The organism is Bacillus sp. IT-79MI2 (assembly GCF_949768135.1).
GTDB classification, from domain to species: Bacteria; Bacillota; Bacilli; order Bacillales; family Bacillaceae_G; genus Bacillus_A; species Bacillus_A pseudomycoides.
The window spans coordinates 89,357-102,591 of record NZ_CATKPV010000033.1 but is presented as its reverse complement, the minus strand read 5'-3'; the positions used below and the strand labels follow the sequence as shown (position 1 = coordinate 102,591).

Below are 13,235 nucleotides of genomic sequence, written 5' to 3'. Positions count from 1 at the left end.
TATTTTTTCCTAAAAATCAACCTTCTCCAAATACAACCCACTCGCATCCGCAAGACAATTAATTTGATTTCGTTGTTTCGCTTCTAAAATTTGTGGGATCACTTCAGCATCTAACTGACCTAATCCAACTTCTACTAACGCTCCAACGATTTTTCTCACCATATTGTGAAGAAATCCATTTCCGCTCACTCTAATTTGGATGAAACCTTCACTTTCCACGACATCGAGCATATATATTTCACGAACCATAGATTTTTTTTTAGATTTAGCATTAGAAAAAGCAGTAAAATCATGTGAACCAATTAAATATTGCGCTGCTTTTTGCATGTTTTCAATATTTAACTTTTTCCCAACATGCATGCTGTATTTACGCATAAATGGATTCGTATGTTCCTCATTCCAAATTTTATATAAATACGTCTTCGCTTTCGAATTGTAGCGAGCATGGAAACGTTCAGAGACTAACTCCACATCCTTAATACTAATATCGTTTGGTAAGTATTGATTTAAATACTTCTTAATTTTCGGTTCTGCTAATTTTTCATCGACCTTGAAGTTCGCTACTTGATTCAAAGCATGTACACCAGCATCTGTTCTGCTGCATCCCATGATTTCTATTTCGTGTCCAACCATTTCTGATAATACACTTTCGATTTTTCCTTGAATCGTATTATCATTATTTCCAAGACGTTGCCAGCCTTTATAGCGGCCGCCGTCATATTGAATTGTTAATTTGTAATTGTTCATTGTTTTCTGCTATTAAAAACATAGACATTTGCCTATTCATGTTTTTATTAACAGACTCACCGCCTTTCTTTTTCCGTTACATAAAACAAAAATTTTAAGCATTCTATGATATTTTTCGTAATCTTCTTTTCATAGTAACACAAGATAGCTCATTTAGTGTCTACTTCTGCCAATGTATTATGCGCATGAACTATACATATGAAATCAATAGTGTACAATCTAAGTCACGGACGCCACCCATGTTCCGTTAAAAACCTCCGTAGCTCTTCTTCAGACGGTACGTTTTTCTCCCATTCTTCACAATCATTTAGAAATTTCTCAGTATCATGGGCAACAGACAGTTCCTTCTTCCGAAACCTCACTGCTGCTTCCTCTACTTCACTAAGCCTCGTATATCCTTTTTCATGCCAGTCCCGTAAAATGCCCTTCACATAAAGTGAAACTTCCATCAGTGTGGGGGGGCTTTCCCCCCACTGATGGTTAGTTGAACCAATCGGGCTTTTACGGGCAGTTATCCCCCACCTACCTTCTTTGATTCTCTTTGAATCTTAAGGTGGGGTCTTACTGCCCGTTAATGCGGGATAAGCAAGCGTCCGCTTGTTATTTTCATAGACAATCTGGAGTGCTTTCAATACAAGTTCATCTGACAGATCATCCATCCACGCATTCAGTTCCTCCATCGTATGTGGTGACGAGCTATCAAAGTTTTGTTCATAAAACGTGAATACATTACCTCCCAAATCAATTTCCCCATCTGTTTCACAGCTTTCGGCATCATCTTGAGGAACAGCTTGAGACTCTTCAACCGGCATACCAAAATGCTCCAATAACAGCGGAATGCTCAGCCCTTCCTCCAAACATTTTTGAAGAAACATATGTAAAAACTTTTTGCTTTTCACAGTCTTTAGCTCACGCAACACACATTTCTCGATGTTCGTGTTCGTAACTGGGTTATAGCGCACCCAGTTCTGGATGTATAGCTCCTTCGTTTCTGCATCATATAATATTTTTCCATAGTCAATAAACCGCTGCAGTAGCTTCTCAACAGTCTCCCGGTTATAGCCTGTTTCCATCTCCGCCAAACGCTTCGGCAACGGATAAATGCCGCATTGCGTCGTTTTAGAGCATGTCAGCAAGTATATGTAAAAGTATCGTTCCTCCGGCGTTAAGTCCAATACAAAATCATCCTGCCAAAAATTCACCTGTACATTCCGGTATACTGCCATATTGATCCCTCCCACCTTTTACGGCAAATATGAAATTGCCGTTTCCTTAATAGATATAAAGACAAGTGAGGAAATTGGGTAATTTAATTTTATAAAAAATTACTACTACGTTTTTATTTCTTTCGGGGAGATTCTTGTAGTAGTAGTTTTTTGTTTTGTTTTTGTAATGATTTATTACTTGTAAGGGGCTTTTAAGGGGCTTTTAAGGGGCTTACAAGGGGGATGGAAGGGGCTATTCATTGTGAATCGAAAGAATTTAGCTATCATTTAAGAAGGATTTGGGGTATACAATTCTATATGTCATTCTCTATGTGCTACAAAATAAGCCTGTTATATGTAGGACTGTTGTGTACATTTTATTGCCTTTCTCCCTTTTTTTCCTATCGCTAGGTTACGTTTAACGAGGCTGCAAAGTTCACTTTCGGTTATTGTAATTTATCGCGTCATTTGACTTTCACATTGTCATCGTATTTCAAATTGAAACACCTCTTGTCTTACCAAGGAGGTGCTCTTTCTTTCCTCATCTTACTTACTCTTAAGATATATTTCTAATTGATTAATACTCCTCAAACTTGTATGGATAATATATCCTAATTATATAATATAACTGCCTAAAAAAAGGATTAAAGAAGATAAATTATGTGAAACTTTATAATCCCTTTGGTTTATCTACTGGTTATTAACACGTTCATTCTATGAACAAAAATTCAAATTTGACCAACTCAATACTGTAAAATTTGGTAAAAAAAAAGTGAAAATTTAAGAATAATAAGGTACACTAATCATTGGTTTTGTTTTGGATGCAAAAACACTAGTTTAAAGTCGGTTGACTTTGATACTGGGATTATATTAGGTATGTGGAGGAAATATTTATGAACAACAACACAATAAATGAATCGGTTGAAGAAGTTGATAGAAAACGGGTAAACTCAAGCAAGCGTTTTAAAAATTGGAAGTTTATCACAGCGGGTGGCGTCGTTATAATTGCACTTCTAATTGGGGGAATGAGTTATTATCAGGCAACCCGTTTCAATTCACATGTTACGATTAATGACACAAAAGTCGGCGGTCTGACTGCTGATCAGGCAATGCAGAAATTAAAAGCATCTGGATTAGAGAACAAAGTCTATGTCGGCCAACAACAAATTTTAGATGAAAAAGATACGCAAACGGAACTTACGGAAGAAGATTTGCCTAAAGTTAAGAAACTATTAAAAAGCCAATGGACATTTTCCCCTTCCTCAAAGGAAAAAAATTATTCGCTGCTACCAGAAAAGGCGGATCAGTATCGAAGTAAAACAATGAAAAAACTTGTAGAAGAAAAGCTCTTATCTATGAATAAAGATTTAAAAGCGCCTCAAGATGCTATGGCGAAGCTCGAACAGGGCAAAGTTGTTATCTCAAAAAGCATTGATGGAAAACAGTATGATGTCGTTAGTCTATTAAAGGATTACGACAAGCAGAAGTATAAAAGTGAAATCCATCTGAAGCCTGTATACATACAGCCTATTAAAGAAAACAATCCTATTGTAAAAAAAGAAGAGAAAGCACTACAGGATCTTCTTCAACAAACCATTGATTATAAGGTACAGAATGAAGTTTACTCTTTAAAAGCTAAAGATCTAATTAAAAATGCCTCTATGTCAAAGGATATGAAGGTTACAATCGACGCGAGCGACATTAAGAACAAGATTACTGAAATTAATAATTCTAAATCAACATTAAATAAAGACTTCACATTTAAAACCCATTCTGGTTCGGTCATATCAGTAAAAGGACAAGGCTATGGCTGGGCAATAGATGTTGCAAAAGAAGCAAAACGAATCCAAGAAGCCTTCGAAAAAGGGGAAAAATCGCTTTCCGCTTCTAATATTTACGGAAATGGCTGGAATAAAGAAGGCATCGGTTATGAAACAACAGCGAATAATGGCATTGGAGACACGTATGCGGAAGTGTCGATTGCAGAACAGCAAATTTGGATCTACAAAGATGGAAATTTGGCAGTCACAACGAATGTAGTGACAGGTAAACATAGTACGAGTGAAGATACATCACCGGGTGTGTGGTATATCCTCTATAAACGATCACCGTACACACTCAAAGGCAGCGCAGTAGGTAAACCTGATTATTCCGTTAAGGTAGATTACTGGGCTCCGTTCACAAACGGCGGACAAGGGTTCCACGATGCTGGCTGGCGGACAAACTGGGCAAATAATGCCTATTTAACGGGAGGTTCAGGCGGATGTGTCAACCTCTCTCCTAGTGTTGCGAAAACCGTGTATGATAATCTCAGTACTTATGAACCGGTTGTCGTGTACTAGCTAATAGCAGTCTCTCAAGTATTTTCTTTATAAAAACAAAGAAGCAGGAAATCCTAAGTGATTTTCTGCTTCTTTGTTTTTATTATTTATGCTCCGTACTTCTCCTGTGCGGGGTGGAAAAACAGTTATATACTTAAACCTATTTACTTATAGTATTGTTCACCGTTGCACCTGCAACGGAGGCCATTTTATTTATTCACCTTTAGTACTAACTCTAACTATTTTTCAACTTCCTTTATATATTCCCATGTTTCTCCTTTATCTTTTGATTGATAAAGTGCGCTACTATCGCCATTATAATCTCCGTCTGCTCCTTGTCCAACTAACATATTAAAAACTCCATCTTTCTCATAAGGCATACCTGGAGAATCAAAAGGACTTATTATAGACTGTGTATGATCTAATTTCACTTCATGAGGCGGATAATTTACTTTTTTAAAAGATAAGCCCCCATCATCTGTACGATATAACTCTCCCTCGTTACCAGAAGGTCTGACTGCTCCTAAAAATCCAAGTTTATCATTTATAAAGGTTATTCCTGATACACTACCAATTCCTCTGTTAAATGGGTCTGTATTTATAACCTCCCATGTTTTACCTCCATCAGTAGTCTTGCTTAGTGAATAAAAAGCACTACCTAATGCTTTCTCTGTCATATTTAGTTTATAACCAACTTCTTTTGATAGGTAAAACTGTTCCTTGCTATTCGTTAAATCTTGTTGCTTCTCTTTAGAACTCTTTTGATTTGGTTTACTCCAATTCGGGTCACCTATTAAGTTATATCTAGCCGGTACTAACTCTTTCTCTTTTCCAGGGACAAATATAGATACAGTGTATCCAATGATTTCAGAAGTTGCTTCTTTAAGATTATGCTCCGTACCATCCTCATTAATATTAATAATTCCCTCTGTATTGTATCCCCAATTCCTTTTTCCATAATAGACCAATTCATACTTACTTTCATTCCACTTACTAACTGTTTTCTTAACTGGAATAGCCTTAACCGTTTTAATTAGAGGTTCTACTAGTTTATCTTCATCATAATCAGGTTTTGCATATCCATTTCGTATTATAGTAATATCTTGTGACTTATTTTTATTATAAGTTATTAAGTAAGTTTCCTCTTTCCCATCAGCATTTTTCCCATAAACAAATGTATCAAACGCTGTGATTGTTCCATCTGAATGAAATGTAAGATCAAAATCAGTTGCCATATATAATTTCTTTGGCAAAGTATATTTTTTATTTATATCTTCAAAAATGCCTTCTACCCCATATTCATATATATTATTATGTTCAAATTTAACTGATCTTTCATTTTTTAATCTTTCTATAAACCATGCAAGTTTGCCTTCATAATTTGTTGCACTTTTATAAATCTTTACACCATAAAATGATGTGATTACAACAATAATGATAATAGAAATATATTTCCATGCATTTAAATTAATTAATTTTTTAGATTCATATTCTTTATCTTTTATAATTCTCATTGTCGTAAATGTAATTACAGATATAAAAAATACTATACATAATAATAAAATATAAATATTATAATTCATTCTTCCATACATACAGAATAAAGCTAACTCATAACAAAAAATCCAATATCCAATTATTAATATTGGGTTTGTTAATAATGATATAAGTATCCTTTTTGCATTTTGCTTAAATATAAAAATCACTCCTAATTAAATCAATTATATTTATCTATATTGAGTATACTTTGTTTTACCCAATATTTGTATAATCCTTTAATCATCATATTATTTAATTACATACGAATTAAAGTTAAAGTAATCAGAGTTGATATAGTAATAAAAAACAAATAAAACAGCACTCCATCATACAAAGATCAGTGCTAATTTCTTAATTCTAATTTTTATCCCGCTATTTTAGGACAGTAACACTCCCACCTCAAAATTCAGCGAAAGCAAAGACGTTAGGTGGGAGATGAACTGTCCGTAAAAGCCCGATTCGTTCAACTAATAATCAGTGGGGGATGAAGAAAACCCCCACTGATTAAAGTTTCACTTTATTAAAATTATTCCGATAGACCTAAAATAAACAATTCACTTTTAAAATCAAATCACTATCGGTTACTTATAATGCGGTTCAGGGTAATTCATCCTAAATAAAAATTAGGCCTTATCGATTTTTCGATAAGACCTATCTCTCACTGCCACACCTTTAATTTTCTTTTCTAACAAGCTTTACTACATTTTCCACATGCGCCGTATGCGGGAACATATCAACCGGTTGTACATATTCCACTTCATAACTCTTCATTAATGCTTTCACATCACGCGCTAATGATGAAGGATTGCAAGAAACATAAACAACTTGCTTTGGTTGTACTTTTAAAATTGTTTCAAGCAACTTATCGTCACAACCTGTACGAGGAGGGTCAACTACGATTACATCTGGGCGCCAGCCTTCTTTCACCCATTTCGGTAGCCATTGTTCTGCTTTTCCAGCTTCGTACCTTGTATTTGTAAATCCGTGACGCTTTGCATTTGTCTTTGCATCTTCAATCGCTTCTGGAATGACATCCATACCGCGCACTTCTGCTGCATCATTTGCTAGCCAAAGTCCAATTGTACCAACGCCACAATATGCATCAACGATTTTTTCTTTTCCTGTTAACGCAGCAGCTTTTTTCGCTTCGTTGTAAAGGACAACAGTTTGTTCTGGATTCAACTGGAAGAATGCACGTGCTGATAATTCAAATGATAAATCACCGAGTGTTTCTTGAATGACTTCTTTTCCAGCTAAGTTGAATGTTTTGTCACCGAAAATAACAGATGTTTTACGCCAGTTCACATTTTGCATAATCGATTTGACTGTTGGCATTTGTTTTTGTACTTCTGCGATAAATTGCTCTTTATTTGGTAATTCTTCTTTTGTTGTAATTAATGTGACTTGTACTTCCCCTGTTTGAACTGCAGCACGTGTCACAATTGTACGCACTAGACCTTTTTGTTTTTTCTCGTTGTAAATAGAAATGTTCAATTTTTCTAATATACGTCGTACAACTTTTGTCGCTTCGTTTGTTGCTTTATGCTGAATCATGCAGTGAGAAATATCAATTAATTGATGTGAGTTCTGTTTATATAATCCTGTAATCACTTTTTCATCTTTACGTCCTACTTGTAATTGACTCTTATTACGATAATGCCATGGGTTGCCCATACCAAGTGTTGGACGAATGTCAGCTTCCATGCTTCCGTTCATATACTTTTCAAAGGCTTGTACAACAATATCTCGCTTTTGATTCAACTGTTCTTTATAATCTAAATGCTGCAATTGACAACCACCGCATTCATCATATACTGGGCATGGCGGTTTTACGCGATGCGGTGATGCTTTACGAATTTTTTTCACTTTCGCTTCAGCAAAGCCACGCTGAATTTTCGTTGTTTCCGCAACAACTTCTTCTCCTGGTAATGCTCCTGGAATGAAAACAACTTGTCTCTTAAAATAACCAACGCCTTCTCCGTTAATCCCTAGACGCTTAATTGTCACAGGAAACGTTTGACCAACTTCTAACTTACTCTCATGTTGCTTTTGTACCATTGTTACACCTCTACTCTATACTTTTCCATAAATACAACGCTGCATAACTGCAGTATGGTTCACACTCTTGTTTCATTTTTTCTAAAAATGCATCATCTGGTTTATTCTCTAATTGAAATATACCTTGAAGTGCACGCTGAATCCCAATATCTGCTTTCGGGAACATATTTTTCCGTCCGAGCCCAAACAGTAAAAAGTTTTGCACCGTCCATGCACCAATACCTCGCACTGGTAACAATTGTGCTGCTACTACTTCTTCTGTTTGTTTTTCTAGCTCCACTAAATTTAACTTACCTTCCACAATATGTTTTGCTAGTCCTACCATATATTCAGCTTTTCGTTGACTAAATTTCTGATTTCTGAGCTCTTCTATTGAAATATTCGCTACCCTTTCTGGTGTTGGGAAAAAGAAAACGCCATTCTTCTCTGTTCCATATCGCTTTACAAATTGTTCTGTAAGAGAAGTAGCAAATTTCAAATGAACTTGTTGATGAATAATACAACGAAGAAGACAAGCAAAATAATCAAACTCTAAAACAAGTGGTGTATAGGCATATGTTTCAAAAAGTGGACGTAATGATGTGTTTCTAAAATGGGTTTGTATATCTTGAAAAGATTCATTCCATTGAAAAATGGAATAGATGCGTTTCATAACCTTCTCTTGTTTACCTGTCTGACTTGAAACCCAAAATTGTGGGTTTTGAAGTGTACCAATTCCTTGTACGCGGACAACAATTTGTTCTTCATCCATAAGAAGTGGGACATAAACTATTTTCTCTTCTAATTGAACAACATTGAGTGGATCAAAAGACAAACGCCTGAGTACCTCTTCAAAATGGTACGAATCCTTTAACGTAACATGTTCGCTCCACATACGTTTCCCCATCCTTTTTACACATCATTATAGCATGAGAAAACCGTAAGCATACATGCTTACGGCTGATTGCTTTTTACTAAATCATCCAGGCTTTTAAAATGATACCCTTTCTCGCGCAAATCATCAATGATTTTCGCAAGCGCTTCTGCATTATCTTTTGATATAGCATGAAGTAATATAATGGATCCTGGATGAATCATATTCATTACATTATTATGGGCATATTGCCATCCTCTTTGCTGATCTACTTTCCAATCTAAAAATGCAAGCGACCAAAATACGTTATAATATCCCATTTCTTTCGCAAGAGCTAGCGTACGCTCACTAAAAATCCCACGGGGAGGACGTACATATTTCACTTCTTTTTGTCCAGCTACTTTTTTAATTTCATCTGTTACACTTTGTAATTCTTCACGAAGTTTCTCATCATTTACAGTTGTAAAATCAGGATGGCTTCGAGAGTGGTTTCCAATAATGTGACCTTCATTTTTCATCCTTAATAATAACTCTTTTTGCGTCTTTATATAATGACCCGTTACAAAAAATGTTGCTGGCACTTTCTTTTCTTTTAGCACATCCAAAATTTTTCCAGTATACCCATTTTCATATCCATTATCAAATGTTAAATATATATCTTTTTTCTTCGTGTCGCCTAAATAAAAACCACCATTACCCCGGAGTAGATCAGTAAATTTTTTCCCTGCATCTGGCGGAGTCTCATTTTTTGCTCGCGGAATCCCCCAGTGATTTGGTGCGTTCGTATACGCGAAAGCAGAAACTGGAACAAGTGTCATTATAATTGAAAAAATGAGACCTATATATAACCATCTATGCTTCATAAATAGTCTCCTTTCCATATATCATCGTACCTGTAGTTTCTGTTTTCAATATTTCTTTCATTCTAAACAAATTTTTCTATATGTACCAAAAAAATGCACCTCGAATGATTCGAGATGCATTTTTCCACTTACTTAAATACCGGTTCTTTAAAGCTTGCTAATTTTTCAAATGATGTTTTATCTACATCTGCATGTAGGCTATTACCATGAGAGTCCATTGTTACAACAGCTTTAAAGCCGTCAATACGTATGTGCCACATTGCTTCTGGAATACCAAATTGTAAGAAGTCGACATCTTTCACTTCTTTAATACATTCTGCATAATACTGCGCAGCACCACCGATTGCATTTAAATATACACCACCATGTTCTGCTAGTGCCGCTAATGTTTTTGCTCCCATGCCGCCTTTACCGATGACAGCACGAATACCAAACTTCTTCATAATGTCGCCTTGATATGGCTCTTCACGAATACTTGTCGTTGGACCTGCCGCTTTAATTTTCCAATTGTCATTTTCATCTTTCACTACAACTGGACCACAGTGATAAATGATTTGTCCATTTAAATCTACCGGGCAATCGTTATCCATTAAATGCTTATGAATTGCATCACGGCCTGTGTACATCATCCCGTTAATGGTAACGACATCTCCAACGCGAAGTTCACGAATTTGCTCCTCGGTAATTGGTGCCTGCAGTACAATTTCACGCTGCTCACTTTTTGCGTGCTCCGCTTCTTGTTGAAGTGTATTTTCACCTTCTTGATATAACCAATCGATAATCTCACCTGTTTCAGGATGAATTGTTACACCAAGGCGACGATACGCCCAGCAATTATATGCAACAGACACATAGAAACTAGCTGGCAGACGATTGTATACTCCAATTTTACAACCAAGTAAAGTTGTTTCTCCACCAAATCCCATCGTACCAATGCCAAGCTTGTTCGCATTCTCTAATACGTATTCTTCAAGCTTCTGTAATTCAGGAATTGGATTCACATCATCTAATGTGCGAAATAGCTGATTTTTTGCCAACTCATAACCTGACGTACGGTCTCCCCCGATACCAACACCGATTACTCCTGCACTACACCCTTGTCCTTGTGCTTGATATACCGCATGAAGAAGGCATTTACGAATCCCTTCTAAATCACGACCTGCTCGTCCAAGTCCTTCTAATTCACAAGGTAAGCTATACTGAATATTTTTATTTTCACAGCCGCCCCCTTTTAAAATTAAACGAGCATCAATATAATCTTTCTCCCACTGCTCAAACTTAATCACAGGTGTACCTGGTCCTAAGTTATTACCGCTATTATCTCCGAAAAGAGAATCAACAGAATTCGGACGAAGTTTCCCGTCCTGTGTCGCCCGCTCAAGCGCACTGTAAATTGCTTCTTTTATTTGTAATTGATTTACGCCAACTGGTGTATAAATTTTGAAGGTTGGCATCCCTGTATCTTGGCAAATTGGAGAGATGTTTTCATCTGCCATTTTAATGTTATTTGTAATGGTGCCAAGCGCCATTGCAGAACGAGTCCCTGCATTTTCTCGTTCTTTTGCTCGTTGAATTGCACGACGAACATCTTTCGGTAAATTCGTTGATGTTTCAACAATCAGTTGATACATACTTTCTTGAAGCTTTTCCATTGTTACTTCCCCCTCAATTGTGAACGCTACCAAAACGCTACGAGATGAAATTTTTACCCTTAAGTCTCTAGAGTCTTTGTTTTTATTTTATGACTCTTAAGATCAAACGAAATTTTTCACAACTTGATTATACCCTTTTTTCCATAGTCCTTCTATTTAATCGGGCAGGAAATCTATATATTTTCTAATAAAACAGCGCATTTACAGAAAACGGCTACCAATATATAATTGGCAGCCGTTTTATATTATTCGTCTTTTTTAAATTGCTCACATTTCAGTTCTAATTCATCTAACATCGCAAGAAGACGATCTACATCTTCTAATTCTACCTCTTCTGGTTCAATTGTATCAATTACTTCGATGAACATATTTAAACGTTCTTTTAAATATACTAATTGTGAATCTTTATCTTGAATTGCTTTTCCCACAAAGGCACTCTCCTTTTTATTCGAGTTACTCTTATTATACCGCAAAAATGATTATCACGAACATGAATTTTCATCATTTTTGCCACAATACTTGATTACATACAAGCAGACATTTAATTTACTTCCTCCATCACTTGAAGTGAAATCAACAGATGAAGAATTCTTGTTACAAAAAGTTTCACTTTACCCCGCATTAACGGGCAGTAAGACCCCCGCCTTAAAACTCAGCAAAAACAAAGAAATTAGTTTGGGGATCAACTGCCCATAAAAGCCCGATTGGTTCAACTAATTCTCAGTGGCGGATGAAGAACCCCCCACTGAAAAAAGTTTCACTTTATAAAACGTCCATATTCTTCTATTATAGAGGATGGACAAATTGTTATTTCAACAGTCAAAGGAGTATTTCAGATGAGTATATCACAAACAATGAAGCCGATTACTCCTTCTTACGATCCATGGGAAGCGTATATGGACCTTGAAGAGTACGGCAAACTACTATTAACAAACGTTGAATTTACAACGACAACGTTATGCAATATGCGCTGTGAGCATTGTGCTGTTGGTTATACATTACAGCCAAAAGATCCAAATCCGCTTCCAATGGAACTTTTATTAAAACGATTAGATGAGATTCCTCATTTACGTTCTTTAAGTATTACAGGCGGAGAACCAATGCTCTCAAAAAAATCCGTCGACAACTATGTAACACCACTCTTAAAATATGCCCATGAACGAGGCGTTCGCACTCAAATCAACTCAAACTTAACTATAGATTTAGCCCGTTATGAACAAATTATTCCTTATTTAGATGTGTTGCATATTTCACATAACTGGGGAACAATTGATGATTTCGTTGAAGGTGGATTTGCAATGATGGAGCGCAAACCTACTTATGAACAACGTGCTAAACTATTTGAACGAATGATTACAAATAGTAAAGCTTTATCAGATGCAGGTGTTCTCGTGTCAGCAGAAACAATGTTAAATAAACGTACCCTGCCACATATTGAACACATTCATCGTCAAATCGTCGAAGAAATGGGCTGTAAGCGCCATGAAGTACACCCTATGTACCCAAGTGATTTTGCTAGCAACCTTGAAATTTTAACAAAAGATGAAATTCGAAGTGCAATCGAGCATTTATTAGATATTCGTGATGAAAATATATGGATGTTATTTGGCACACTACCTTTCTACGCATGTAGTAATGATGAACGTGACTTAGCTACATTAAGAAAATTACATTTAAGCAAAAACGTGACGGTTCGTAACGATCCAGATGGGCGTTCTCGCTTAAATGTAAATATTTTTGATGGCAACATTATCGTAACAGACTTTGGTGATATTCCACTGCTTGGTAACATTCAAACAAACACATTACAAGAAGCCTACGACAGATGGTGTAGTTCGAAAACAGCGAAATCACTAAGCTGTCACTGCCCTGCTGTAAAATGCCTTGGGCCAAATATTCTTGTGAAAAACAGCTATTATCCAACCGAGGATTTCTTAACAAAAGAAACAAATATTACACTGTAGCAAAAAAACGTCAGCATATTTAGCTGACGTTTT

Annotated in this window: 10 protein-coding genes and 1 pseudogene; 2 read left to right on the top strand and 9 right to left on the bottom strand. The window is 36.1% G+C overall.

Going from position 1 to position 13,235, the window contains the following annotated elements:
• Positions 1–9: 9 nt before the first annotated feature.
• The 3 genes and pseudogenes from truA to ACM6HU_RS02540 all read right to left on the bottom strand — a co-directional run bounded on the left by truA (position 10) and on the right by ACM6HU_RS02540 (position 1,973).
• The gene (truA, locus tag ACM6HU_RS02550) at positions 10–747 is read right to left on the bottom strand and encodes a tRNA pseudouridine(38-40) synthase TruA (RefSeq protein ID WP_016112964.1); all 738 of its coding nucleotides are present in this window, start codon (positions 745–747) and stop codon (positions 10–12) included.
• Between the two features lie 224 nt (positions 748–971).
• A pseudogene (locus ACM6HU_RS02545) lies at positions 972–1,181 on the bottom strand (hypothetical protein); the annotation flags it as partial.
• Between the two features lie 114 nt (positions 1,182–1,295).
• On the bottom strand, positions 1,296–1,973 hold the full coding sequence (locus ACM6HU_RS02540; RefSeq protein ID WP_414847974.1) for a DnaD domain protein: 678 nt from the start codon (positions 1,971–1,973) through the stop codon (positions 1,296–1,298).
• Between the two features lie 872 nt (positions 1,974–2,845).
• Here ACM6HU_RS02540 and ACM6HU_RS02535 point away from each other — a divergent pair.
• Positions 2,846–4,294 carry a L,D-transpeptidase family protein gene (locus ACM6HU_RS02535; RefSeq protein WP_016112961.1) on the top strand — a complete coding sequence of 483 codons (1,449 nt, stop codon included), beginning with the start codon at positions 2,846–2,848 and terminating at the stop codon, positions 4,292–4,294.
• A 218-nt stretch (positions 4,295–4,512) separates the two neighbouring features.
• Here the strand turns inward: ACM6HU_RS02535 and ACM6HU_RS02530 are convergent, their stop codons facing one another.
• From ACM6HU_RS02530 to ACM6HU_RS02505, 6 genes are all read right to left on the bottom strand, one after another.
• Positions 4,513–5,979 carry a WD40/YVTN/BNR-like repeat-containing protein gene (locus ACM6HU_RS02530; protein ID WP_077295047.1) on the bottom strand — a complete coding sequence of 489 codons (1,467 nt, stop codon included), beginning with the start codon at positions 5,977–5,979 and terminating at the stop codon, positions 4,513–4,515.
• Positions 5,980–6,484: 505 nt separating this feature from the next.
• Positions 6,485–7,870 carry a 23S rRNA (uracil(1939)-C(5))-methyltransferase RlmD gene (gene rlmD, locus ACM6HU_RS02525; protein WP_098116804.1) on the bottom strand — a complete coding sequence of 462 codons (1,386 nt, stop codon included), beginning with the start codon at positions 7,868–7,870 and terminating at the stop codon, positions 6,485–6,487.
• Between the two features lie 10 nt (positions 7,871–7,880).
• Positions 7,881–8,744 (bottom strand): DNA-3-methyladenine glycosylase family protein, encoded by an 864-nt coding sequence (locus tag ACM6HU_RS02520; RefSeq protein WP_077295044.1) that lies wholly within the window; start codon positions 8,742–8,744, stop codon positions 7,881–7,883.
• A gap of 59 nt (positions 8,745–8,803) precedes the next feature.
• Entirely contained in the window at positions 8,804–9,586 is a 783-nt protein-coding gene (gene pdaA, locus ACM6HU_RS02515; protein ID WP_016112957.1) for a delta-lactam-biosynthetic de-N-acetylase, read from the bottom strand.
• Between the two features lie 128 nt (positions 9,587–9,714).
• Positions 9,715–11,238 (bottom strand): class I fumarate hydratase, encoded by a 1,524-nt coding sequence (gene fumA / locus ACM6HU_RS02510; protein ID WP_016132368.1) that lies wholly within the window; start codon positions 11,236–11,238, stop codon positions 9,715–9,717.
• Between the two features lie 245 nt (positions 11,239–11,483).
• A complete protein-coding gene (locus ACM6HU_RS02505) occupies positions 11,484–11,666 on the bottom strand; it encodes an SE1561 family protein (protein ID WP_002174720.1) in 183 nt (60 codons plus the stop codon).
• Between the two features lie 408 nt (positions 11,667–12,074).
• Here ACM6HU_RS02505 and yfkAB point away from each other — a divergent pair, with 408 nt between their 5' ends.
• Positions 12,075–13,202: a radical SAM/CxCxxxxC motif protein YfkAB gene (yfkAB, locus tag ACM6HU_RS02500; RefSeq protein ID WP_016112955.1), complete on the top strand. Its 1,128-nt coding sequence runs from the start codon at positions 12,075–12,077 to the stop codon at positions 13,200–13,202.
• Positions 13,203–13,235: the final 33 nt, after the last annotated feature.